General features: G+C 71.4%; 27 protein-coding genes. 12 read left to right on the forward strand and 15 right to left on the reverse strand.

Going from position 1 to position 23,414, the window contains the following annotated elements:
• Positions 1 to 5 precede the first annotated feature (5 nt).
• From STRCI_RS32260 to STRCI_RS32270, 3 genes are all read right to left on the reverse strand, one after another.
• Positions 6 to 1,463, reverse strand: a complete 1,458-nt coding sequence (locus tag STRCI_RS32260) for a catalase (RefSeq protein ID WP_269662482.1) — start codon at positions 1,461 to 1,463, stop codon at positions 6 to 8.
• A gap of 196 nt (positions 1,464 to 1,659) precedes the next feature.
• Entirely contained in the window at positions 1,660 to 2,550 is an 891-nt protein-coding gene (locus STRCI_RS32265; protein WP_269662483.1) for a 2-hydroxy-3-oxopropionate reductase, read from the reverse strand.
• Positions 2,551 to 2,576: 26 nt separating this feature from the next.
• Entirely contained in the window at positions 2,577 to 3,398 is an 822-nt protein-coding gene (locus STRCI_RS32270) for a TIM barrel protein (RefSeq protein WP_269662484.1), read from the reverse strand.
• A 136-nt stretch (positions 3,399 to 3,534) separates the two neighbouring features.
• On the opposite strand from STRCI_RS32270, the gene STRCI_RS32275 reads away from it, so the two are divergent.
• The 7 genes from STRCI_RS32275 (at position 3,535) to STRCI_RS32305 (ending at position 9,185) form a co-directional block, all read left to right on the forward strand.
• The gene (locus tag STRCI_RS32275) at positions 3,535 to 3,786 is read left to right on the forward strand and encodes a thiamine-binding protein (RefSeq protein WP_269662485.1); all 252 of its coding nucleotides are present in this window, start codon (positions 3,535 to 3,537) and stop codon (positions 3,784 to 3,786) included.
• A gap of 44 nt (positions 3,787 to 3,830) precedes the next feature.
• Positions 3,831 to 4,142, forward strand: a complete 312-nt coding sequence (locus STRCI_RS32280; protein WP_269664702.1) for a helix-turn-helix domain-containing protein — start codon at positions 3,831 to 3,833, stop codon at positions 4,140 to 4,142.
• Positions 4,143 to 4,253: 111 nt separating this feature from the next.
• A complete protein-coding gene (gene uraD, locus STRCI_RS32285; RefSeq protein WP_269662486.1) occupies positions 4,254 to 4,763 on the forward strand; it encodes a 2-oxo-4-hydroxy-4-carboxy-5-ureidoimidazoline decarboxylase in 510 nt (169 codons plus the stop codon).
• A gap of 4 nt (positions 4,764 to 4,767) precedes the next feature.
• Entirely contained in the window at positions 4,768 to 5,163 is a 396-nt protein-coding gene (uraH, locus tag STRCI_RS32290; protein ID WP_269662487.1) for a hydroxyisourate hydrolase, read from the forward strand.
• A gap of 4 nt (positions 5,164 to 5,167) precedes the next feature.
• The gene (gene pucL, locus STRCI_RS32295; protein ID WP_269662488.1) at positions 5,168 to 6,091 is read left to right on the forward strand and encodes a factor-independent urate hydroxylase; all 924 of its coding nucleotides are present in this window, start codon (positions 5,168 to 5,170) and stop codon (positions 6,089 to 6,091) included.
• Between the two features lie 111 nt (positions 6,092 to 6,202).
• The gene (locus tag STRCI_RS32300) at positions 6,203 to 7,582 is read left to right on the forward strand and encodes an 8-oxoguanine deaminase (RefSeq protein WP_269662489.1); all 1,380 of its coding nucleotides are present in this window, start codon (positions 6,203 to 6,205) and stop codon (positions 7,580 to 7,582) included.
• Positions 7,583 to 7,796: 214 nt separating this feature from the next.
• A complete protein-coding gene (locus STRCI_RS32305; RefSeq protein WP_269662490.1) occupies positions 7,797 to 9,185 on the forward strand; it encodes a nucleobase:cation symporter-2 family protein in 1,389 nt (462 codons plus the stop codon).
• Here STRCI_RS32305 and STRCI_RS32310 read toward each other — a convergent pair.
• Together STRCI_RS32310 and STRCI_RS32315 are read right to left on the reverse strand one after the other, a co-directional pair.
• Positions 9,148 to 9,753, reverse strand: a complete 606-nt coding sequence (locus STRCI_RS32310) for a 3'-5' exonuclease (protein WP_269662491.1) — start codon at positions 9,751 to 9,753, stop codon at positions 9,148 to 9,150. The two genes, STRCI_RS32305 and STRCI_RS32310, sit on opposite strands and share 38 nt — an antisense overlap.
• A gap of 44 nt (positions 9,754 to 9,797) precedes the next feature.
• Complete coding sequence (locus STRCI_RS32315; protein ID WP_269662492.1) at positions 9,798 to 10,559, reverse strand: AraC family transcriptional regulator; 762 nt, start codon at positions 10,557 to 10,559, stop codon at positions 9,798 to 9,800.
• Positions 10,560 to 10,646: 87 nt separating this feature from the next.
• Between STRCI_RS32315 and STRCI_RS32320 the strand changes: the two genes are divergently transcribed.
• Positions 10,647 to 11,501, forward strand: a complete 855-nt coding sequence (locus STRCI_RS32320; protein WP_269664703.1) for an SDR family oxidoreductase — start codon at positions 10,647 to 10,649, stop codon at positions 11,499 to 11,501.
• Here STRCI_RS32320 and STRCI_RS32325 read toward each other — a convergent pair.
• Positions 11,494 to 12,927, reverse strand: coding sequence for an MFS transporter (locus STRCI_RS32325; protein WP_269662493.1), 1,434 nt, complete (start codon positions 12,925 to 12,927; stop codon positions 11,494 to 11,496). The two genes, STRCI_RS32320 and STRCI_RS32325, sit on opposite strands and share 8 nt — an antisense overlap.
• Positions 12,928 to 13,027: 100 nt before the next feature.
• Between STRCI_RS32325 and STRCI_RS32330 the strand changes: the two genes are divergently transcribed.
• A complete protein-coding gene (locus STRCI_RS32330) occupies positions 13,028 to 13,429 on the forward strand; it encodes a winged helix-turn-helix transcriptional regulator (protein WP_269662494.1) in 402 nt (133 codons plus the stop codon).
• A 134-nt stretch (positions 13,430 to 13,563) separates the two neighbouring features.
• Here the strand turns inward: STRCI_RS32330 and STRCI_RS32335 are convergent, their stop codons facing one another.
• Genes STRCI_RS32335 through STRCI_RS32350 form a run of 4 tightly spaced genes read right to left on the reverse strand, consistent with a single transcriptional unit; the run spans position 13,564 to position 17,117 of the window.
• Positions 13,564 to 14,784 carry an ABC transporter permease gene (locus tag STRCI_RS32335; RefSeq protein WP_269662495.1) on the reverse strand — a complete coding sequence of 407 codons (1,221 nt, stop codon included), beginning with the start codon at positions 14,782 to 14,784 and terminating at the stop codon, positions 13,564 to 13,566.
• Positions 14,781 to 15,470, reverse strand: coding sequence for an ABC transporter ATP-binding protein (locus STRCI_RS32340; protein ID WP_269662496.1), 690 nt, complete (start codon positions 15,468 to 15,470; stop codon positions 14,781 to 14,783). Before STRCI_RS32340 ends, STRCI_RS32335 begins: the two co-directional genes overlap by 4 nt.
• Entirely contained in the window at positions 15,467 to 16,621 is a 1,155-nt protein-coding gene (locus STRCI_RS32345) for an efflux RND transporter periplasmic adaptor subunit (protein ID WP_269662497.1), read from the reverse strand. The genes STRCI_RS32340 and STRCI_RS32345 overlap by 4 nt, the downstream gene beginning before the upstream one ends.
• Positions 16,614 to 17,117 (reverse strand): hypothetical protein, encoded by a 504-nt coding sequence (locus tag STRCI_RS32350; RefSeq protein WP_269662498.1) that lies wholly within the window; start codon positions 17,115 to 17,117, stop codon positions 16,614 to 16,616. The genes STRCI_RS32345 and STRCI_RS32350 overlap by 8 nt, the downstream gene beginning before the upstream one ends.
• Positions 17,118 to 17,254: 137 nt before the next feature.
• Here STRCI_RS32350 and STRCI_RS32355 point away from each other — a divergent pair, with 137 nt between their 5' ends.
• Positions 17,255 to 17,911 carry a response regulator transcription factor gene (locus STRCI_RS32355; RefSeq protein ID WP_269662499.1) on the forward strand — a complete coding sequence of 219 codons (657 nt, stop codon included), beginning with the start codon at positions 17,255 to 17,257 and terminating at the stop codon, positions 17,909 to 17,911.
• Entirely contained in the window at positions 17,908 to 19,203 is a 1,296-nt protein-coding gene (locus STRCI_RS32360; protein WP_269662500.1) for a sensor histidine kinase, read from the forward strand. Before STRCI_RS32355 ends, STRCI_RS32360 begins: the two co-directional genes overlap by 4 nt.
• Here the strand turns inward: STRCI_RS32360 and STRCI_RS32365 are convergent.
• The 5 genes from STRCI_RS32365 to STRCI_RS32385 all read right to left on the reverse strand — a co-directional run bounded on the left by STRCI_RS32365 (position 19,158) and on the right by STRCI_RS32385 (position 22,700).
• Complete coding sequence (locus tag STRCI_RS32365; protein ID WP_269662501.1) at positions 19,158 to 19,580, reverse strand: acyl-CoA thioesterase; 423 nt, start codon at positions 19,578 to 19,580, stop codon at positions 19,158 to 19,160. The two genes, STRCI_RS32360 and STRCI_RS32365, sit on opposite strands and share 46 nt — an antisense overlap.
• A 55-nt stretch (positions 19,581 to 19,635) precedes the next feature.
• Entirely contained in the window at positions 19,636 to 20,271 is a 636-nt protein-coding gene (locus tag STRCI_RS32370) for a hypothetical protein (protein WP_269662502.1), read from the reverse strand.
• A 62-nt stretch (positions 20,272 to 20,333) separates the two neighbouring features.
• Positions 20,334 to 20,933 carry a histidine phosphatase family protein gene (locus tag STRCI_RS32375; protein ID WP_269662503.1) on the reverse strand — a complete coding sequence of 200 codons (600 nt, stop codon included), beginning with the start codon at positions 20,931 to 20,933 and terminating at the stop codon, positions 20,334 to 20,336.
• Positions 20,934 to 20,936: 3 nt separating this feature from the next.
• Positions 20,937 to 21,470, reverse strand: a complete 534-nt coding sequence (locus STRCI_RS32380) for an HAD domain-containing protein (protein WP_269662504.1) — start codon at positions 21,468 to 21,470, stop codon at positions 20,937 to 20,939.
• A gap of 21 nt (positions 21,471 to 21,491) precedes the next feature.
• Positions 21,492 to 22,700, reverse strand: coding sequence for a pyridoxal phosphate-dependent aminotransferase (locus STRCI_RS32385; RefSeq protein ID WP_269662505.1), 1,209 nt, complete (start codon positions 22,698 to 22,700; stop codon positions 21,492 to 21,494).
• An 81-nt stretch (positions 22,701 to 22,781) separates the two neighbouring features.
• Between STRCI_RS32385 and STRCI_RS32390 the strand changes: the two genes are divergently transcribed.
• Positions 22,782 to 23,408, forward strand: coding sequence for a winged helix-turn-helix transcriptional regulator (locus STRCI_RS32390; protein WP_269662506.1), 627 nt, complete (start codon positions 22,782 to 22,784; stop codon positions 23,406 to 23,408).
• Positions 23,409 to 23,414 lie beyond the last annotated feature (6 nt).

The following is a 23,414-nucleotide window of genomic DNA, read 5'->3' on the forward strand; positions in this document are numbered from 1 at the left end:
GCCTTTCAGTCCTCGCGCAGGGCGCGGACCGCCTCCTCCACCCGCCGGCCGTACTCCGGATCGGCGGCGTGGAAGTGGGCCAGGTTCCGCTCGATCACGTCGTCGCGGGAGACCTGGGCGAGGCCGCCGGAGATGTTCGCGATCAGCCGGGACTTCTCCTCCGCGGACATCAGCCGGTACAGCTCGCCGGCCTGGAAGAAGTCGTCGTCCTTGGTGTGCCGCGGCGCCTCGTGGGTGCCGGTGTGGCCGGTCACCGCGAGCGGGGCGGACAGCGGACGGCCGGTCTCGGCCGGGCCGTCGTAGGAGTTCGGCTCGTAGTTCTTGGCGTACCGGCCCTGGGAGTTGGACGCCATGAGACCGTCCCGGCCGTAGTTCTGCGCCGTCGTTGCCTTCGGCGCGTTCACCGCGAGTTGGGTGTGGTTGACGCCCAGGCGGTAGCGGTGCGCGTCCGCGTAGGCGAACAGACGGCCCTGGAGCATCTTGTCGGGGGAGGGGCCGATGCCCGGAACGAAGTTGTTCGGGGAGAACGCGGCCTGCTCGACCTCGGCGAAGACGTTGTCGGGGTTGCGGTCCAGGACCAGCCGGCCCACCCGCTGGAGCGGGTAATCCTGGTGCGGCCAGACCTTCGTCAGGTCGAAGGGGTTGAAGCGGTACTCCGCCGCCTCGGCCGCCGCCATCAGCTGCACGTAGAGGGTCCAGGACGGGTTCACGCCCCGCTCGATGGCCTGGAGCAGGTCCGTCTGGTGCGAGTTGGGGTCCTTGCCCGCGAGCTCGGCGCCCTGCTCGGCGGAGAGGCTGCGGATGCCCTGGTTCGTCTTGAAGTGGTACTTGACGAAGAAGGCCTCGCCCTCGGCGTTGGTCCACTGGTAGGTGTGCGAGCCGTAGCCGTTCATGTGGCGGTACGACGCCGGGATGCCGCGGTCGCCCATCAGCCAGGTCACCTGGTGCGTGGCCTCGGGGGCGTGCGCCCAGAAGTCCCAGACGTTGTCCGGCTCCTGCTTGCCGGTGAACGGGTCGCGCTTCTGCGAGTGGATGAAGTCCGGGAACTTGATCGGGTCCTTGATGAAGAACACCGGGGTGTTGTTGCCGACGAGGTCGTAATTGCCCTCCTCGGTATAGAACTTGACCGCGAACCCGCGCGGGTCGCGGACCGCGTCCGCGCCGCCGAGGCTGTCGGCCACGGTCGAGAAGCGCAGGAACACCTCGGTGCGCTTGCCGACGGTGTTCAGGAAGTCGGCGTGGGTGAAGCCGGTGACGTCGTCGGTCACCTCGAAGTAGCCGTAGGCGCCGCTGCCACGGGCGTGCACCACGCGCTCCGGGATGCGCTCACGGTTGAACCGGGCGAGCTTCTCCAGAAGGTGCTGGTCCTGGAGGAGGAGCGGGCCGCCGATGCCGGCGGAGGCGGAGTTCTGGTTGTCGGCGACCGGGGCGCCGGACTCGGTCGTGAGCACGCGCTTCGACATCGTGGACCTTCCGTGCGTTAGCACTTCCGTGCGGATGTGCGGATGGCAGCGGAAAAGTTCTTCCGCTTGGTGGAGCCTAGAAGTGGGGAAAAGTGACGTCAACAGTTTGTTGAAGTGGATTCCGGGCGACGCCGCCGCCTGGGCGCGACAGGACAGGTGTCAGCGGCGACGCCGCCCGGAGGTCTGGGGGTGCGCGTCAGATCTGCGCGCCGGACAGGCGCTCGACCGCGCGCAGCAGCGCGGAGTGGTCCAGGCCGCCGTCGCCCTGGGCGCGCAGCGAGGCGACCAGCTGGGCGACCACGGCGCCGACGGGCAGGGCCGCGCCGACATTGCGGGCGGCGTCGGTGACGATGCCCATGTCCTTGTGGTGCAGATCGATCCGGAAGCCCGGCTTGAAGTCCCGCTGGAGGAAGTTGTCCTTCTTGCGGGTCAGCACGGTCGAGCCCGCCAGACCGCCGTTGAGCACGTCCAGGGCGGCCGTCAGGTTCACGCCCGACTTCTCCAGGAAGACCACGGCCTCGGCGCACGCCTGGATGTTGACGGCGACGATCAGCTGGTTGGCGGCCTTCACGGTCTGACCGGAGCCGTGCGGACCGCACAGCACGATGGTCCTGCCGAGCGCGTCCAGTACCGGCCGGGCCTCGTCGAAGTCGGCCTGCTCGCCGCCGACCATGATCGACAGCACGGCCTCGATGGCACCGGCCTCGCCGCCGGACACCGGGGCATCCAGCACCCGGATCCCCTTGTCCCCGGCCGCCTTGGCCAGGTCGATGGAGGTCTGCGGGGTGATCGAGGACATGTCGATCAGCAGCGCGCCGGCGCGGGCGTTGTCCAGGATGCCGTCCGGGCCGTAGGCGATGGCCTCGACCTGCGGGGAGGCGGGCACCATCGTGATGACCACATCGGCGTCCTTGACGGCCTCGGAGATCGAACCGGCGGCCCTGCCACCGGCCTTGGCCAGCCGGTCCAGCTTGTCCTGCTCCAGGGTGAAGCCGGTGACGTCGTAACCCGCCTTGATCAGGTTCTCGGACATGGGGGAGCCCATGATGCCGAGGCCTATCCAGGCGATCTTGGGGAGGTTGCTCATGAGGATGTGCCTTTCGGTGCGGGGGGTCAGCGGGGCAGCCAGTCGAAGGCCTCGGCGCTCGGGCGGTCGCCCGGCTTGTACTCGAGGCCGACCCAGCCGTCGTAACCCGCCTTCGTGAGCTGGTCGAGGAGGTCCGCCAGCGGGAGCGAGCCGGTGCCCGGGGCGCCCCGGCCGGGGTTGTCGGCGATCTGCACATGGCCGGTCTTCGCGGCGTAGCGCTCGATCACCGACGGCAGGTCCTCGCCGTTCATCGACAGGTGGTAGAGGTCCATGAGGAACTTCGCGTTGCCCAGGCCGGTGGCGTCGTTGACCTTGTCGACGATGCCCACCGCGGCGGGCGCGCTGACCAGCGGGTACAGCGGCGACTCCGGCTTGTTGAGCGCCTCGATCAGCAGGATCGCGCCGATCCGGTCGGCGGCGCGGGCAGCCAGGGTGAGGTTCTCCAGCGCCAGCGCGTCCTGCTCGGCCGGGTCCACGCCCTCGACGCGGTTGCCGTAGAGGGCGTTGAGCGCCTTGCAGCCCAGCGACTGGGCGAAGTCGGCGGCCACGTCGATGTTGGCGCGGAACCGCTCCGACTCCTCGCCCGGGACCGACAGGGCGCCGCGGTCCGGGCCCGGGAGCTGTCCGGCGTAGAAGTTCAGGCCCGTGAGCCGGACGCCCGCGTCCTCGATGGCCTTCTTCAGGGCGTCGAGCTCGGACCGCTCGGGGGTGGGGGAGTCGATCCAGGGCCACCACAGCTCGACCGCGGTGAAGCCGGCCGCGGCGGCGGCCGCGGGGCGCTCCAGGAGCGGGAGTTCCGTGAAGAGGATCGACAGGTTGACGTTGAAGCGCTGCTCTGCGAATCCCATAGGGCCCGGCGCTCCCTTCCGTGTCGAGATTCCGTATTGCGGAAGTTAGTTTCTGCTTATTGGAAGATTGCCGTCGGGTGTCCGGGCTTGTCAAGAGGGCTCGGCGGAATGCGGTGGCGCGCGTTAGGTTGAGCGCGTGCGACTGAGAGTGGAATTCACGACCGAGCCCTTCGACCTCGACGAGGCCCCCGCGCACGCGCTCGTGGCCCGAGAGGTCGTCGAGGCCGCCGAGCTGGACGCGGTGGATGTCGGGCCGTTCGGGAACACCGTGGAGGGCGGCGCGGACGCCGTGCTCACCGCGGTGGACGCGCTGCTGCGCAGGACCCTGGAGTCCGGCGCCACCCGTGTCTCGCTCCAGATCAACGTGCTCGGGGAGGGTGAGCGGTGAACGACGAGTCCTTCATCGCGGCCGTGAAGCCCCTGGTCGACGCCATGGGCGGCGAGATCCTCCCGCCCGACGAGGCCGGCGTGGACGACGTCGTGCTGTCCTGGGAGGGGGCCGAGGTGGTCGCCGTACGGCTGCCGCAGCTCGCGGACTCCCTGGACCACATCCTGGCCGCCATGGAGCGCAGGAAGGGCAAGCCCCTCGCCGAGCTGGACCGCAAGGCCAAGCAGGAGGTCGTACGGATACTCGAGGCGCGTGGCGCCTTCTCCGTACGGCATGGCGTGGAAACCGTGGCCGGCGCCCTCGGTGTCAGCCGCTTCACCGTCTACAACTACCTGAACCGGGAGAAGGAGGGCTGACGGGTGCCGCCGGGGTTTCGGTACCCGGAATTTTCAACAAAGTGTTGACGTGGTGTCGCGCAGGGCGTTAGCTATCGGCAGCCCGTTCAGCACAAGGCCACGGAGGCTCCCGTGACGTCCACATCCACGCCGGGCCTGATCCGGTTCAACGCCCTGGAGCAGCGAGCGGCCCTCGCCGAGCTGCACGAGGCGTGCGCCTCCCGGGCCTGGGGCGAGTGGCTCCTCGCCGCCCGCCCGTACGCCTCCACCGAGGACCTCTACACCGCAAGCGACACCGCCACGGCCGAGTTGACCGCCGCCGACCTCGACGAGGCGATGGCCGGCCACCCGCCGATCGGCCGCCCCAAGCCCGGCGACCCGACCTCGGCCCGCGAGCAGCGCGGCATGGCCGGCGCCTCCGAGGAGCTCAGGGCCGAGATGCTCGAACTGAACCTGGCCTACCAGGACAGGTTCGGCCATGTCTTCCTCATCTGCGCCACCGGCCGGACCGGGGAGCAGATGCGCGACGCCGTCAAGGAGCGGATCGGCAACTCGCCGGAGCAGGAGCGCGAGATCGTCCGCACCGAGCTGGGAAAGATCAACCGCATCCGACTGGCCCGACTCGTCGAAGAGGAAGCCTGACCCCATGAGCACCAGCACCACGGCCTCCGTGTCCACCCACATCCTGGACACCTCCGTCGGCCGCCCCGCCGAGGGCGTCGCCGTTCAGCTCTCCGCCCGCTCGGGCCGGGACGCCGACTGGCGGGCGCTCGGCGGCTCCGCCACCGACGCGGACGGCCGGTGCAAGGACCTCCCCGCCCTGCCGGAGGGGACCACCCATGTACGGCTCGACTTCGCGGTCGAGGCGTATTTCGAGAAGAAGCAAGCCGATGCGCAGCAGGACGCCCCCGCGAATCGGGACAGCGGTGCCGCCGTGTTCTTCCCCGAGGTGGCGATCACGTTCGCCGTCGTACCGGGCGAGCACTTCCATGTACCGCTGCTGCTCAACCCGTTCGGCTACTCCGTTTACCGAGGGAGCTAGCTAGATGCCCACCATCCTGGGACAGAACCAGTACGGCAAGGCCGAGAACCGGGTCGTCAAGATCACGCGGGACGGCGCCACCCATCACATCAAGGACCTCAACGTATCCGTGGCGCTGAGCGGCGACATGGACGAGGTCCACTACTCCGGCTCCAACGCCCATGTCCTGCCGACCGACACCACCAAGAACACGGTGTACGCGTTCGCCAAGGAGCACGGCATCGAGTCGGCCGAGCAGTTCGGCATCCACCTCGCCCGTCACTTCGTGACCTCGCAGGAGCCGATCACGACCGCCCGGATCCGCATCGAGGAGTACGAGTGGGAGCGCATCGCCGCCTCCGACGCGAACTCCCGGTTCATCGGCGCGGACGAGGTCAGGCACTCCTTCGTCCGCAAGGGCCAGGAGACCCGGGTCACCCAGATCACCTACGACGGTGAGAACTGGGAGGTCATCTCCGGTCTGAAGGACCTGATCGTGATGAACTCGACCAACTCCGAGTTCTGGGGCTACGTCAAGGACAAGTACACGACGCTCCAGGAGGCCTACGACCGTATCCTGGCCACCCAGGTGTCCGGCCGCTGGCGGTTCAACTGGACCGACGACGAGCAGCGCATGCCCAACTGGGAGAAGTCCTACGAGCAGACCAGGAAGCACATGCTCCAGGCCTTCGCCGAGACCTACTCGCTCTCGCTCCAGCAGACGCTGTACCAGATGGGTTCGCGGATCATCAACAACCGCAGCGAGATCGACGAGGTCCGCTTCTCGCTCCCGAACAAGCACCACTTCCTGGTGGACCTGGAGCCGTTCGGGCTGAAGAACGACAACGAGGTCTACTACGCCGCCGATCGCCCCTACGGCCTGATCGAGGCCACCATCCTGCGGGACGGCGCCGAGCAGCTCATCCCGGTCGACATGACCAACCTGTAGACGACAACTCCCCATCTCGGCACCCGCGGCCGGGCCTTGTGAACCCGGCCGCGGCACTCAAATCCCCCGGGTCCTGCCGTGCCCTCTCCACCACAGCGCAAAGGACGAACCATGGCAGCAGACCAGCGCATCGTCATCGAGAACTGTGCGATCGCGACCGTCGACGCCCACGACACCGAGCACGCCTCGGGTCACGTCGTCGTACGCGGCAACCGCATAGAGTCGCTGGGGGCCGGCCCGGCACCCGAGGGCCTGGAGAACGTCGTACGGCGCATCGACGCCACCGGCCATCTGGTGACTCCCGGACTGGTCAACACGCACCACCACTTCTACCAGTGGATCACCCGCGGCCTGGCCACCGACCACAACCTGTTCAACTGGCTGGTCGCCCTGTACCCGACCTGGGCGCGCATCGACGAGGCGATGACGTACTCGGCCGCCCAGGGCTCGCTCGCCATGATGGCCCGCGGCGGAGTCACCACCGCCATGGACCACCACTACGTCTTCCCCCAGGGCTCCGGCGACCTGTCCGGCTCGATCATCCGCGCCGCCCGCGAAATGGGCGTCCGCTTCACCCTCGCCCGCGGCTCCATGGACCGCAGCGAGAAGGACGGCGGCCTGCCCCCGGACTTCGCCGTCGAGACCCTGGAGGGCGCCCTCGCCGCCACCGAGGCCACCGTCAAGGAGCACCACGACGCCTCCTTCGACGCGATGACCCAGGTCGCGGTCGCCCCCTGCTCACCGTTCTCGGTGTCGACCGAACTGCTCAAGCAGGGCGCCGAGTTGGCCCGCAGGCTCGGCGTACGGCTGCACACCCACGGCTCGGAGACCGTGGAGGAGGAGAAGTTCTGCCACGAGCTGTTCGGCATGGGCCCGACCGACTACTTCGAGTCCACCGGCTGGCTCGGCGAGGACGTGTGGATGGCGCACTGCGTCCACATGAACGACTCCGACATCGCCGCGTTCGCCCGGACGAAGACGGGTGTGGCGCACTGCCCGTCCTCCAACGCCCGGCTGGCCGCCGGCATCGCCCGCGTCCCCGACATGCTCGCGGCCGGTGTCCCCGTCGGCCTCGGCGTCGACGGCACCGCCTCCAACGAGTCCGGAGAACTCCACACCGAACTGCGCAACGCCCTGCTCATCAACCGCCTCGGCGCCCACCGCGAGGCCGCCCTGAACGCCCGTCAGGCGCTGCGCCTCGGCACCTACGGCGGTGCCCAAGTGCTCGGCCGCGCCGCCGAGATCGGCTCGCTGGAGCCGGGCAAGCTGGCCGACCTGGTGCTCTGGAAGCTCGATACCCTCGCCCACGCCTCCATCGCCGACCCGGTGACCGCGCTGGTCTTCGGCGCGGCGGCCCCGGTCACCGCCTCCTTCGTCAACGGCGAGCAGATCGTGGCGAACGACCGGCTGCTCACCGTCGACGAGGACGCCATCGCCCGCTCCACCCGCGAGCAGGCGCAGCGACTGGCGCGGATCGCCGCACAGGGCTGACCTGTTGAAGACATCCGGCTGAGAGGGACGGCTCTCGGCCGGTGGCCGTGGACCCGAGCGGGGTCCATGGCGGCCGTCTCCGGGGCGCGCATGGACGTGCGCGCCCCGGAACGGCCTCCCGTCCCCCTCTTTACCGGTCCCGCACGACCGCGCATCACCTCCTTGAAACCCACGTCAGAGCCGACGTGCTGTCAACCGACCGGAGGAGCCGCCCGTGTCCGCCCACCCCGTCGACGAGAAACTCCCCGCCGTGAAAATGGCGACCACCGGCCTGCAACATGTGGCCGCCATGTACGCGGGCGTCGTCGCCCCGCCCCTGATCGTCGGCGCCGCCATCGGCTTGTCCGCCACCGACCTGACCTTCCTGACCGGCGCCTGCCTCTTCACGGCGGGCCTCGCGACCTTCCTCCAGACGCTGGGCATCTGGAAGATCGGCGCCCGGCTGCCCTTCGTCAACGGCGTCACCTTCGCCGGGGTCGCCCCCATGACCGCGATCGTCGCCTCCACCGACGACAAGTCCGACGCACTGCCGATCATCTTCGGGGCGGTGATCGTCGCGGGCCTGCTGGGCTTCATCGCGGCGCCGTTCTTCAGCAAGATGGTCCGCTTCTTCCCACCGGTCGTCACCGGCACGGTCATCACCCTGATCGGTATCTCGCTGCTGCCCGTGGCCTTCGGCTGGGCGCAGGGCCCCAACCCCGCGGCGGACGACTACGGTTCGAGCACCAACCTGACCCTGGCGGCCATAACCCTCCTCCTGGTCCTGCTGCTGCGCCGCTTCACCCGGGGCTTCGTCAAGCAGATCGCCGTGCTGCTGGGCCTGCTCGGCGGCACCCTGATAGCCATCCCCTTCGGCGTCACGGACTTCGCCCCGGTGGCGGACGCGAGCGTGATCGGCTTCCCGACGCCCTTCCACTTCGGCGCACCGCAGCTCCAGCTCGCCGCGATCATCTCGATGTGCGTGGTGATGGTGGTCTCGATGACCGAATCGACCGCGGACATGCTGGCGTTGGGCGAGATCGTGGACCGCCCGGCGGATGAGAGGACCATCGCGGCCGGCCTGCGCGCGGACACCCTGGGCTCGGCGATCAGCCCGCTGTTCAACGGCTTCATGTGCAGCGCCTTCGCCCAGAACATCGGCCTGGTCGCCATGACGAGGATCCGCAGCCGCTACGTCGTGGCCGCGGGCGGCGGTTTCCTGGTGCTGATGGGCCTGTGCCCGATGGCCGCCTCACTGATCGCGGTCGTCCCGCGCCCGGTGCTGGGCGGGGCGGGCGTGGTCCTGTTCGGCTCGGTCGCGGCCAGCGGCATCCAGACCCTGGTCCGGGCCGGCCTGGAGAAGGACAACAACGTGCTGATCGTGGCGGTCTCCCTGGCGGTGGGCATCATCCCCATCTCCGCCCCGGAGTTCTACCACTCCTTCCCGGAGACCGCCCGGATCGTCCTGGACTCCGGCATCTCCACGGGCTGTGTGGTGGCGGTGCTGCTGAACCTGGTCTTCAACCACCTGGGCAAGGACCATGACGCTGCTGATGTGACCCACCCGATGGAGGCGGGCGAGGAGCTCACCGGCTCGCCCCACCCGTCCCCGGCCACGCCATGAGGTTGGCGAACAGCTCCGCCTGTTCGATCGCGTCGTCCAGGGCGTGGTGCGTGTGCCGCCGCCGTGACAGCAGCTCGCGCGGCATCGTGCCCTTGGCGACGGCTCGCAGCGGCAGCCCGGCCTTGGTCGCGTAGAGGGTCTTCATGTCGAGGCACCCCGAGTGCCCGAAGGGGCTCGACCCCGTGAACCGGATCAGGTACCAGTACAGAAAGGTCCAGTCGTACGAGGCCGGGTACCCGCACATGACGGGCTGTGCCCCCTGTCCGGCCTCCCGCACCCACTCGCTGAACTCCCTCAGCGCGACCGCCGGTTCACTCCCGTCCCGGCCGAGGCGCTCCCGGTCGAGCCCGCTGACCGCGAGCGCCTCGGGCACGAAGTCCGCACTGATCGGGCGCAGTTCCCGGTAGAAGGTGGACGCCTCGGGATCGGCCGGAGTGAACCCGTCGGCATCCTGCGTCCCGGCGACCGCCGCGCCGAGACTGAGCATGGAGTAGGGCCCCGGGATCGGCCCGTCGGCCTCGATGTCGACCGAGATGTACAGGCTGGGCTTGATTCGTCGTGCTGCCATGGGAGGTGAGCCTCTCAGGCACGGGGCCGGGGCCGCACCTGGTTTCATCCCGTCCGGCAGGGGGTGGCGCGCGGGAGGAGGCCGGTGAAGAACGAGCGCGGCGGGACTCCCATGAGGGCACGGAAGTCGGTGGTCATGTGCGACTGGTCGTAGTAGCCGGTCGCGGTGGCGAGCTCGGCCCAGGGCTCGGTCTCCGCGTGCGCGAGGACATGGTGAACGCGGTCGATCCGGGCGTAGTGCTTGGGGGAGACACCGACTCCCTCGGCGAAGAGAATGCGCAACTGCCGCTCGCTCACGGCCAGTTCCCGGGCAACGGTGCCGACCTGGGCGGGGGCGTGTCCGGCCCTGACCTTCATGGCGTCGACACCGGCCCGCAGCAGCGCGGTGCGGGCGGGGTCGGTGGCGTCGGCGAGGCGGGCGGGGAGCACGGCGGCCAGGTGGCCCACCGTCTCCTCCAGGTCCAGGTTCCGCAGTTCGCGGGCGAGGAGGCGGGCGTTCTCGGCGGTGAACCGCTCCAACGCGGCCACCTGTCCCACGAGTTCGACGGCGGGGACCCCCAGCAGCGACCGCCCGGTGCCCGGCGCCAGCCGCACCTGCACACAGGACGCGCGTCGCTCACCGGTGTGGTACGAGGCACGGGTGCGCGGCCCGACCACCAGGACCTGGCGCCGGCCCCCTTCCTCGACCCGGACGACCAACTTGGTGGCGGCGTCCGGGACCTGGGGGAACGGTGCGCGCGGCAGCTGGTCGAGGTGCCCGGTCTCGATGCCGTCGATCCAGGGCCGCAGGGCGGTTTCGGGGGTCACCTCCTCACGGTAGACGGGCGGCGGGCCCGAGCGGGCCGGTGAACCGTGCCGGAATTTCCAAGAGCCGGGCCGGGGCGCCCCGGCACGCTGGTGCGCATGATCCTGGTCACCGGTGCCACGGGCACCATCGGCAGTGAAGTGGTACGACGGCTCGCGGCGCGCGGGGAGAAGGTGCGGGCCCTGACCCGGGACCCGGCGCGGCTCGACGCGGCACCGGGGGTGGAGGTGGTGCGGGGCGACTTCCTCGACCCGGAGTCCGTCGACTCGGCGCTGGCCGGGGTGAAGGCCGCCTTCCTGGTGGCCGTGCTGGGCCCGGACACCCGCCCCGACGTGGACCTGATCTCCCGTGCGCGGGCGGCCGGGGCGTCCCGGCTGGTGAAGCTCTCGGCGATCGGCACCGGTGACCCCGGGGTGGGTCCCGGCGGCACCTGGCACATCCCGGGAGAGGAGGCCCTGCGCGCGGGCGGGGCCGACTGGACGGTCCTGCGGCCGTCGACCTTCGCCTCGAACACCCTGAGCTGGGCCGATCCCATCCGGTCGGGTGAGCCGGTACCGAATCTGACGGGTGACGGCCGCCAGGGGGTGGTCGATCCGCGGGACGTGGCGGAGGTGGCGGTGGCGGCGCTGCTGGACCCCCGCCACGCGGGCCGGACGTACACCCTGACCGGCCCGGAGCCGATCACGGCCCCGGGCCAGGCGACGGTCCTGGCGGACGTCCTCGGCCGCCCGGTGCGCACCCTTGACCTCACCCCGGACGAGGTCCGCTCCCACCTCCGGGGTTCCGGTATGCCGGAGCCCTATCTGCGGGGTGTACTGGCCGGGAGTTCGTACGTCCGCGCCGGTCACAACGACGTGATCACGGACGATGTACGGGAGGTGCTGGGCCGCGGGGCCCGCACGTACCGGGAGTGGGCCGAGGACCACACGGAGGCGTTCAGTTAGCGGAGCGGGAGGGGCGGAGCACCGCCGCGGCCAGGGCCAGTGCCGCCGCCGCGATGACCGTCGCGACCCGGAACGCCAGTTGGTACCCCTCCGCGGTGGCCGCCACCGTCTTGGCACCGTCACCGAGCAGCTGCTCCGTGTGGCTCGCCGCCAGTACCGAGAGCACCGCAAGACCCAGTGAACCGCCCACCACCTGCGTGGTGTTGAACAGCCCCGACGCCGCGCCCGCGTCCTCCTCGGGCACCCCGGACATGGCCAGACCCGTCAGTGCGGGCATCGCCGCCGCGAAGCCGACCGAGAGGAGGAGCATGGCGGGCAGGACGTCCAGCGCGTACGAACCATCGGCCGGGGCCCGGCCCAGCAGGCCCATGCCCGCCGTGATCAGGGCGAGGCCCGCCGTCAGCACCCGGTGGGCGCCGTACCGTCCGATCGCCCGCGCCGACAGGCCCAGCATCAGCAGGCCGATCACTACCGGCGCGGGCAGGAAGGCCGTGCCGGTGAGCAACTCGCCGTAGCCGAGGACCCGTTGGAGATAGAGCGCTCCGATGAACTGGAAGCCGTACATGGTCGCGATCATCAGGATCTGTACGGCGTTCGCCCCGGTGAGGAGACGGGAGCCGAACAGGCGCAGGCGCAGCAGTGGCCGGGCGGCGCGTGCCTGGCGGAGGGTGAAGCCCAGGAACAGGGTGAGGGCGAGCAGGGCCAGTGACAGGGTCGTGGGCAGGGTGTGATCGGCCGAGCCGACGATGACGTACACCGTCAGCATCAGCGCCCCCGTCACCAGCGCCGCGCCCGGGTAGTCCGCGCCCTTGCCGAGACCGGCGCCCGGCTCCCGGTCCAGCACCCGCACGGCGGCAACCCATGCCACCACCCCGATGGGCAGGTTGATCAGGAAGATCCAGTGCCAGTTCAGCGCCTGGGTCAGCGCCCCGCCGAGAAAGGTGCCGAGCGCCCCGCCGGCCGCCCCCACCGCGCTGAACACCGCGATGGCGCGGGCCCGTTCACGCGGCTCGGGGAACAGTGACACCAGCATCCCGAGCACCACGGCGGTGGTCATCGCGCCGCCGACCCCCTGCAGCGCCCGCGCGGCGATCAGCACACCCGGGGAGGTCGCCACCCCGCACAGCACCGACGCCACCGTGAACACCGCGAGGCCCGCCGTGAACATCCGCTTGCGGCCCACCAGATCGCCGAGCCGCCCCGCCAGCAGCAACAGCCCGCCGAACGGGATGAGATAGGCGTTCACCACCCAGGCGAGACCCGACGGGGAGAAGCCGAGGTCGCTCTGGACGGCCGGCATCGCCACCGTGACGATGTTGCCGTCCAAAATGGTCATCAGCGTCCCGGCGCACAGGATCACGAGGGACGCCCAGCGGGAGTAGGTGCGTTGCGTCGCCCGCGTGGGGGACTCGATGATGGCCGTCATGGCGGCATCGCCTCCGTGTACTTCCAGGTTCCAAAGGTGCACGACTTGTAACGGGGGACATCGTGCGGAACCATCGAGGTCGGCGTAAGGAGGCAGTTCGATGTCCCAGAGGAACACCGGTGTTACCCCGCAGGTCGTGAACGCGCACGCCTGCCCCGTGCGGGAAGTTCTTGACAGGGTCGCCGGGAAATGGAGCGTCCAGATCCTGGTCGCCGCCGCCCACGGCCCCATCCGCTTCACGGAACTGGAGCGCGGCATCGAGGGCATCAGCCGCCGCATGCTCACCCTCACCCTGCGCAACCTGGAACGCGACGGCCTCGTCACCCGCACCGTGCACCCGACGGTCCCGCCGAAGGTGGAGTACGAACTCACGCCGCAGGCGCTTGAGTTGCACGAGACCTTGCAGCGGCTGACCGACTGGGCGGAGCGGAACCGGGTGTACATCGCGGAGGCGCGGGCGTCCTATGACGTCGCACACGAGCCGGAGCTCGCCGACGCGTAGCGTTCCGCCGTCAGGGCCGCGACGGGTCGTCGTTCGGCTGCTGCGGCGTCCTGGCTGGTCGCGCAGTTCCCCGCGCCCCCAAGGGCGCCTCCGAACCGGAGGACTTCGCCCGCCCCGTGTCCTTTCGCTCCCGCTCATGGCGTCGCCAGCGCCTCCGTCGGAGACAGCCGGGCCGCGCGCAGTGCCGGGTACAGGCCCGCCAGGCCGCCGATCAGCAGTGTGGCCGCCACCCCGCCCGCCAGCGCCCACGGCGGTACGGATGTCGGCCAGCCCTGGTACAGGGCGTAGCCGGCGGTCACCGCTAGGCCGAGGACGGCTCCGCCCGCTCCGCCGAGTGCCGACAACAGCAGGGACTCGGCGAGGAACTGGCCCCGGATCTGGCCGCGCGTCGCGCCCAGGGAGCGGCGCAGGCCGATCTCGGCCCGGCGTTCCAGTACCGAGATCACCATCGTGTTGGCGACGCCCACCCCGCCGACCAGCAGCGCCACCGCGCCGAGGCCCAGCAGCAGCCCGGTGAAGGCCTCGCCCGCCGCGCGCTGCGCCACCAGCGCGTCCGAGGGCCGGGAGACCTCGACCTCGCTCGGCGCCTGAGGGTTGGCGGTGGCCCCGAGCACCTCCCGCACCGACTCCACCCTCGGCTCCGCCGAGCGGGTGTACACGGTCGTCGCCCGTCCGTCGAAGCCCAGCTCCTGCTCGGCCACCGGCCACCCGATCAGCGCGGCCGAGTCCAACTCGGGTGCCAGAGCGGCCCGTTCGAGGATGCCGACGACCGTGAACCAGCGGCCGCCGACCAGCACCCGGGTGTCCTCGCCCGCACGGCTCACCCCCAGCCGGTCGGCCGCCGCCGCGCCCAGCACCACGGCCGGGTAGCGGGCGGTGGCCGCGTTCAGCCAGGCGCCGTCGGCGAGTGCCGCGCCGGTGGCCGAGCGGAGCGAGGTACGGGCCGCGTAGGTGGTCAGACCGTTTGTCTCGACCTCGGGTATCCGGTCCGTCCGGTACACCTTCGCGTCCGCCACCTTGCCGACCGCCGACACCGACTCCACCCCGTCGATCCCGGCGACCATCCGCTCGGCGGTGGGCGGCAGTTGGGACTGTCCGCCGGTGAGCGTGCTGCCGGGGGAGACGGTGAGCAGATTGGTGCCGAGCGCCGCCAGCACCCGGTCCAGATCGGCGCGCGAGGACGCCGAGATCCCGACGACGGCCACCATCGCGGCGATGCCGATCGCGATGCCCAGCGCCGAGAGGAAGGCCCGCAGCGGTCGGGTCCGCAGACCCACCGCGCCGACCCGGACCATGTCGGTGGGGCGCAGCCGGGCCGGACGCAGCACCTCGGGCGCGGGGAGGGTCGCCGTCATCGGGCCGCTCCCGCCGTCGTACGGGCCGCCGAGTCCTCGACCAGGCGGCCGTCCCGCATCCGCACCTGCCGGGGCAGCGACGCGGCGATCTCCTGGTCGTGCGTGATGATCACCACCGTCGTCCCGGTCGCGTTCAGCTCCCGCAGCAGCGCCATCACCCCCGCCCCGGACGCGGTGTCGAGCGCCCCGGTCGGCTCGTCCGCCAGCAGCAGCGGCGGTTCACCGGCCACGGCACGGGCCACCGCGACGCGTTGCCGCTCCCCGCCGGACAGCTCGTGCGGCGCATGGTGCAGCCGGTGACCGAGGCCCACCCGGCGCAGCGCCGCCGTCGCCCGGGAGCGCCGCTCGGCCGGCCGCAGACCGGAGTACAGCAGCCCGTCCGCCACGTTCCGCAGCGCCGACGCCCCGGCCGTGAGATGGAACTGCTGGAACACGAACCCGATCCGCCGCGCCCGCAGCGCCGAGAGCCGCGCGTCGGACAGGGAGTTCGCGTCGTGCCCGTCGATCCGCACCCGCCCCGAGGTGGGCCGGTCGAGGGTGCCCAGCATGTGCAGCATCGTCGACTTGCCGGACCCGGACGGCCCGACCACGGCGACGAGTTCGCCGTGCGCCACGGCGAGCGACACTCCGGCGAGGGCGGTGACGCCGCCCGGATAGACCTTGGTGACCTCGGTGAGCTCGATCATGCGGGCATCCCCACCGTCGTACCGGCCGTGATGCCGTCACCGCTGATCTCCACCCGCCCGTCCGCGAACAGGCCGGTCTGCACGGGAACGTACGACGTGCCGCCGTCCGCCGCGACCACCTCCACACCGAACCCGCCCCGGTCCAGCGCCACCAGCGCCGCCACCGGAACGGTCAGCACGTCCTTCCGCTCCCCGGCGGTGAACTCCACGTCCACCGAGGCCAGTACGTAGGAGGCGGCCGCCTTCTGCGCCTTCGTCCCGTCCAGCGCGACGATCACCTTCACCACGGTCGTGGGGCCGTCGTCGGCGGCACCGCTGCCGGGATCGACCTCGGTCGTCACTTCGGAGACCCGGCCGTCCACCCGGGTCCCGTCCGGCAGCTCCACGTCCACCTTGGTGCCCGGCTCGGCCAACCGCCGGTCGGCCGTGTCGAGTTCGACGGTGACGGCCTGGGCGGTCGCCGTGTACGACAGGATCTTCTGGCCCGGGGCCGTGGCGGCGCCCTCCTCGGTGTCCAGGGCGTAGACCCGGACGGCGGCCGGCGCGAACACCACCCGGCCCGGCGCCACCGTCCCGGTCTCCGCGAGGCCCAGGTCCTCCTGCCACTGCCGTACGGCCTCGGAGGTGGCCTCCGTGTAGGTGTCGTCCACCGTGAAACCGTCGTGGCCGAGGGCCTTGAGATTGCGCTCCAGCTGTTCCACGTCCCGGCCCTCGGCGCCCGGCTTCAGTTCCCGGTACGCCGGGACCGCGCCGTACAGCAGCACCACCGGCTCGTCGTCCACGCGGTACAGCGCCTCACCTCGCGTGATCCGCTCCCCGGCGTCCGGCAGCCGGGTGACCGTGCCCGGGACACGGCTGCTCGCGGTGGTGGAGGTGCCGTAGCCCAGTTCTCCGTCCTCGGTACGGCTGTCCTGGAGCGTCTGCCGGGTCACCTCGGCGGTCGCGGGCGGGCGCCGGTCCTCGGCCGCCGTACCGGAACCCTCGTCCCGCAGACCGGCTCCGGCGGCCGCGGCCCCGCCCACGGCGGCGAGCACGCCGAGCGCCGTGAGCAGGCGCAGTCCACGGCGCCGACGGCGCGGGCCCGGCGCTTCGAGGGGATCCGGCCGTCCGGTGAGCGTCTCCTCGTCCGTCATGCTCATCGCCTCAGTCATCGCCCTGGGTATCCGTGGACCGGCGGCTGCCCGAGGGGGCGTACTTGTCGCACTCCTTCTGCGCCTGCTCGAAGTCCGGGTCGTCGGCGACGCCCCGGTCGAGCTGGATGCCGCGGCCCGGCTCCGGGTCGGGGAAGTCCTCGACGCCGTTGTCCCGCATGCACTGCGCCATCTTCCGCATCCGCTCCTCGGCCTGCGGGTCCTGGCCCGCCCCGTTCTGCATGGGGCTGTACTCGCGGCAGGCCTCCATGGCCGCGTCGACCTGCTCCTTGGGTACCTGGCCGGTGATCCGGATGCCGCCGCCCTCACCGGTCTCCACGCTCACTCCGTGCTCACCCAGGCATTCGGCGAACTTCACGGCCATCTCGTCCTGGGCGTTCGCCTCGCCCGCCAGATCGGCCGCCTTGTCGCCGGCACCGCCCGAGCCGCAGCCGGTCACGGCCAGCGCGAGCGTCAGCAGCAGCGCCGCACCGGCGCCACGGGTCCTAATCCGCATCACTTCATCTCCTCGTGTCGGGATCTCCGGCTCGAAGCGAAGCGGGCGGGCCGTTTCCCCAGCGTTTCCAAGTCCGGCCTTATGCCCAGGAAACGCGGGCTGCGGCAACCTGTGCGCCGAGGGAAGGGGTGACCTGGATGCGGGTCCTGGTGGTCGAGGACGAACCGATGCTGGCCGACGCCGTCGCCGAGTGGCTGCGCGGCCAGGCCCATGCCGTCGACCTGGCGCACGACGGCGCCGCCGCCCTGGAGCGGGTCGGTGTCGTCGACTACGACGTGGTCGTCCTCGACCGGGACCTGCCGGTCGTGCACGGCGACGACGTGTGCCGCGCGGTCGTCGCCTCGGCGTCCCCCACCCGCGTCCTGATGCTGACCGCCGCCGCCGAGGTCACCGACCGGGTGCGCGGCCTGGCCCTCGGCGCCGACGACTATCTCGTCAAGCCCTTCGCCTTCCCCGAACTGGCCGCCCGTGTCCTGGCGCTCGGCCGCCGCTCCCGGCCCGCCGCGCCGCCCGTACTGTGCCGGGCCGGTCTCACCCTCGACCCGGCCCGCGGCGAGGTCTTCCGGGACAGCCGCTATGTCCCGCTGTCCAAGAAGGAGTTCGCCGTGCTGGCGGAGCTGCTGCGGGCCGACGGGGCCGCCGTCTCGGCGGAACAGCTGCTGGAGAAGGCGTGGGACGAGAACGCCGACCCGTTCACCGGCGCGGTACGGCTCGCGGTCCTCAAACTCCGCCGCAAGCTGGGCGATCCACCCCTGGTTCAGACCGTGACCGGCGTCGGGTACCGCATCCCGTGAGCCGCCCGCGCCGTATCTCCCTGCGGGCCCGCCTGACCCTCACCTACGGCGGCCTCTTCCTGGTCGGCGGCGTCGTGCTCCTCGGCGTCACCTACGCGCTCCTCGGGCAGCAACTGGGTGGCGCGGGCACGAAGGTGGTGTCCCGGACCCACCCGAGCGGGCACTCCACGCCGTCCCCGGGCGACGCCCCGCAGGACGAGGCCCGCACCGTGGTCGGCGGCGGGCCGGGGCTGACCACCCCGCCGCCCGGAGTCGACCTGGACCAGTGGATGGAGAAGCAGCGCGACCGCTGGCGCGACGAGGCCACCACCTCCCTGCTCACGCAGGGCGGCATCGCGCTCGGCGTCGCCGGCTGCGCGGCGGCCGGTCTCGGCTGGCTGCTCGCCGGGCGGGTCCTGGCGCCGCTGCACCGGGTCACCGACACCGCGCGCCGGATCGCCGGCGCCCCCGCGGCCGACCGCGGACTGCACGAACGCATCGCGCTGCGCGGCCCCGACGACGAGGTCAAGGATCTCGCCGACACCTTCGACACGATGGTGGAGCGCCTCGACCGCTCCTTCGACGGCCAGCGCCGCTTCGTCGCCAACGCCTCGCACGAGCTGCGCACGCCCCTGACCCTGGGCCGTGCCCTGGTCGAGATGGCCATGCACCGGCCCGCCGCCTCAGCGGACGTGCGGCAGCTCGGCGAGAACCTGCTGGAGATCAACGCCCGGCACGAACGGCTGATCAGCGGACTGCTGCTGCTCGCACGCTCGGAGCACGAGATCGCCGAGCGGCTGCCGGTGGACCTCGCGGACGTGGTGGCCCATGTGGTGGACCAGGGCGCGGCGGAGGCGGACCTGGCCGGCACCGCCGTGCACGACGAGTCCGCGGAGGCGACCACGCTCGGCGACGCGCTGCTGCTGGAGCGGCTGGTGCACAACCTCGTCGAGAACGGCGTCCGGCACAACACCGGCGACGGCGGCTGGGTCCGGGTGGTGACCCGGGCACCGGACACCGACCGCGTGGAGCTGGAGGTCAGCAACACCGGGCCGCCGGTGCCGCCGTACGAAGTGCCGTTCCTCTTCGAGCCGTTCCGGCGGCTCGGCGCCGACCGGGTGGTCACCGGCAAGGGCGCGGGACTCGGCCTGTCCATCGTGCGGGCCATCGCCCACGCCCATCACGGGGAGGTGTCCGCGGTACCCCGCGAGGGCGGGGGCCTGACGGTGACGGTCACGCTCCCGCGGGACACGTCGGTCACGGCGGCTCAGAGCCCGAACAGGCTCGGGTCGGTCGCCAACTCCTTGAAGTAGTCCTGCGGATCGGCGATCAGCTTGCGTGCCGCGAGGTCCAGCAGTCCGCCGACCGCCGTGATCTCGGCCGCCACGGTCCCGTCCGCCTTGCGGATCGTCTGCTCCATGCGGAACGTCTTGCCCCCGCTCCAGTCGAAGACGCACGTCACCTCGACCTCGTCACCGGCGAGCAGTTCGCGTCGGTAGCGGATCGTCGTCTCCAGGGCGACCGGGCCCACGCCCTTGCCGATCAGCCCGGCCTGGGTGATCCCGGCGGCCCGCAGCAGCGACCAGCGGGCGTGCTCCGCGTAGTTGAGGTACACGGCCTGGTTGAGGTGCCCCTGCACATCCGTCTCGTATCCACGGACGGTCACCGGTACGGAAAACGGCTCGGTCACGGCTTCCCTTTCGCGTGCCACGCTTCTCGGTCGCTCCGATCCTGACATGTGCCCTCTACATCCGTCGCGGAGAAGCCAGCAGATAGCGCTCGCGTGCTCGAGGATCGGTGTGCTCGCCCACCTGCCACCCGGCCTTCTCCAGAGTCGCCGCGCAGCCGCGCAGCGCATCCGTTCCGGGCATGTGGACGGCCACCGCCTCCGGCTGCGGGGTCACGCGCACCCGGTAGCCGTCGCCGTCCGGTCCGGCGGGCGGATGTCCGGCCGCCTCCAGCGCCAGCGCCGCGGCCTGCACCAGATGCGTACGCTCCCAGCCGCACGGCCGGTCGGTGGCACCGTCCGGATGGGTCATCCGGCGCAGCTCCACGAGCCCCTCCCAGGCGCTGCGCACCTCACGCACCCGGGCCGGACCCCTGGGCGGCGGCTCCTCCTCCCCGCCGATGCGCGCGGCGAACACCCCGGTCGTCGTCGCGGCGGCGGGCGCGGGCCCGGCCGTATCGGCAGCGCCCGCCGCCTCCCGTATGCGATGGCCCGCCGGGGTCAGGAAGTGGGCGTGCGGCGGGCGCGGGTGACGGAAGGCGAGCCCCCGCTTCACCAGCGCCGCGAGCTGGGTCTCCGTACCGCTGAGCCGCCCGGTGACCGGGTCGGCGGCGTCGATCACACGCCGTTGCGCGGCGGTCGGCGGTCGTGTCACGGCGTGCTCCCTTCCCATGGTGTCCCCACGGACTTCCCACGATGTCCCCACCGCTTCGAAGGCTACGACGGGGGTCTGACATTCCAGCCCGCGATCACCGGCCGCCCGTGCTCGGTGCCCAGTCGGCACACGCTTCCGGTGGCGAGCTGGAACAGCGCGCCGTCCGCCGGCGCCAGCCCGAGCCGCCGTGCCGTGAGCACCCGCAGGAAGTGGCCGTGCGCCACCAGGACCACCACCCCCTCGGTGTTGGCGAGCGCCGCGTCCACCTTGCCGAGCATCCGGTCCGCGCGCTCCCCGACCTGCGCCGGGCTCTCCCCGGGATGCTCGGGCGGCCCCGGCGCGACCCCGTCGGTGAACAGGAACCAGCCGGGCCGCTCGCGCTGGATCTCGACCGTGGTGACGCCCTCGTAGCCGCCGTAGTCCCACTCCCGCAGGTCCGGATCGATCCGCGTCGAGGTGAGCCCGATCAGCTCGGCCGTCTCACGGGCCCGCTGCAACGGACTGACGAACGCGGCCCCGATCCGATGCGACCGGATCAACGGCACCAGCCGCCGAGCCTCCTCGCGCCCGTGTTCGGTCAACGGAACATCGGTGGACCCGGTATGCCGCCCCGACCGCGACCACGCGGTCTCACCATGTCGCACCAGCAGAAGATCACCCATACGTCACAGGCTATGGGCCCACCGCTCCAGCCGCCCGAACTCCGCCTCCCCGAGCCCCCGGCGCGGATCGATCCGCAGCAGCAGGGCGGGACCGGTGTGGTGCCGGCTCACGTGCCGGGTGTCGAGATCGGTGATCATGTCGTCGACCCACACGAACGGCCGCCCCGCCGCCCACGCCACGACCTGCCGGGTCTTCCAGTACAGCCCTTCGGGGTCCGGAGCGAACAGGTCCGTGAACTCGATGACCGGCAGATCCTCGGGCAGCCCGATCGCGGGCGCGATCATCTCGTTGGCCTCGTGCATCCAGGTGGTCGCCCAGGCCAGTTCGTACGGCAGGGCGAGCAGCCGCGGCCCGTGCCCCGGGTGCAGCCGCACCCGCAGTCCCCGGCGCAGCCGCCGCGACCCAGGGGTCTGCCGGGCCGACCAGTTGGCGGGGTGCAGCCTGCGGGTGACATAGCCGCGGTGCCGGGCGTAGACGGCGCGGAACGGGTTGAGGGGGCCGTCGACGTCGAGGAGTAGCAGGGGGCGCTCGCTCATGGCCGACGACCTACCCGTCCGCTACTGCCGGTACCCGCTCAGGAACCGCCCGATCCGGCCGATGGCCGCCTCCAGGTCCTCGGCGTGCGGCAGGGTGAGGATGCGGAAGTGGTCGGGGGTGGGCCAGTTGAAGCCGGTGCCCTGGACGACCTGGATCTTCTCGCGCAGGAGGAGGTCGAGGACGAACTTCTCGTCGTCGTGGATCTTGTGGACCTTGGGGTCCAGTCGGGGGAACGCGTACAGCGAGCCCTTGGGCTTCACGCACGACACCCCGGGGATCTCGTTGAGCTTCTCCCAGGCCACGTTCCGCTGCTCGTGCAGCCGTCCGCCCGGCGCGGTCAGCTCGTTGATGGACTGGCGGCCGCCCAGCGCGGCCTGGATGGCGTACTGCGCGGGCGCGTTGGCGCACAGCCGCATGGAGGCCAGCATGGTCAGGCCCTCCAGGTAGTTGCGGGCGTGCTGCTTGGGTCCGGTGACGACCAGCCAGCCGGAGCGGAAGCCCGCCACCCGGTAGGTCTTCGACAGACCGCAGAAGGTCAGCACCACCAGGTCGGGGGCGAGCGTCGCGACCGAGTGGTGGACCGCGCCGTCGTACAGGATCTGGTCGTAGATCTCGTCCGCGAAGACCATCAGGCCGTGTCGGCGGGCGAGGTCGAGGATGCCCTCGATGATCTCCTTGGGGTAGACGGCGCCCGTGGGGTTGTTGGGGTTGATGATGACCACGGCCTTGGTGCGGTCCGTGATCTTCGACGCCATGTCCTCCAGGTCCGGGTACCAGTCGGCCTGTTCGTCGCAGAGGTAGTGCACCGGCTTGCCGCCCGCGAGGGTGGTGACGGCCGTCCAGAGGGGGAAGTCGGGGGCCGGGATCAGGATCTCGTCGCCGTCCTCGACCAGCGCGGTCACGGCCATCGAGATCAGCTCGGAGATGCCGTTGCCGAGGAAGACGTCGTCGACGCCGACGTCGAGGCCCAGGTTCTGGTAGCGCCCGGCGACGGCCCGGCGGGCGGAGAGGACGCCCCGGGAGTCGGTGTAGCCGTGTGCCTGGGGGAGCATCCGGATCATGTCCTGGAGGATCTCCTCCGGCGCCTCGAAGCCGAACAGTGCGGGGTTGCCGGTGTTCAGGCGCAGCACGCTGTGGCCGGCCTGCTCCAGCGCGTCGGCGTGCTCGATCACCGGGCCGCGGATCTCGTAACAGACCTCGCTGAGCTTGTTCGACTGCCGGAACTCCATGCGCCCCTCCAGTATCTGGTGTTGCTTGGTTTTACCAAGTTAGCGCTTGGAAAGTCCAATGACATGTCTAGACTGCGTCCCATGTCACCACGCCGAAGCTACGACCAGTACTGTTCCGCCGCCCGCGCGCTCGACGTCGTCGGCGACCGCTGGACCCTGCTGATCGTCCGCGAACTGCTGGCCGGGCCGCGCCGCTACACCGACCTGCACGCGGATCTGCCGGGCGTGAGCACCGACGTACTGGCCTCACGGCTGAAGGACATGGAGCGGGACGGCCTGACGACCCGCCGCCGGCTGCCCCCGCCCGGCGCGGCCTACGTCTACGAACTCACCCCGCGCGGAAGCGAGTTGCTCCCGGTCCTCCAGGCGCTCGGCACCTGGGGCCAGGCCGAGCTGGGCGAGCGGCGCCCGACCGACGCGGTCCGCGCCCACTGGTTCGCGCTGCCGCTGCTGCGGGACCTGGAGGGTGAGGGACTGGTCGAAGTGCGGCTGGAGGAGGGGGAGTTCCACGTGTACGTCGGCGCGGAGGGCGGCCCCGTCTACGGCGACGGCCCCGCCCCGGCCGAACCGGACGCACGCCTCGCGCTGGACACCGGCACCTGTACGGCCGTGGCGCGGGGGGAGTCGAGCGTGCCGGACGCCGTGCGCGACGGGCGGATCACCGTCACCGGCGACGGCACGCTCGCCAAGGCGCTGCGGGAGGGATGACGAAGG

The sequence above is a fragment of the Streptomyces cinnabarinus genome (assembly GCF_027270315.1).
Classification (GTDB): Bacteria; Actinomycetota; Actinomycetes; order Streptomycetales; family Streptomycetaceae; genus Streptomyces; species Streptomyces cinnabarinus.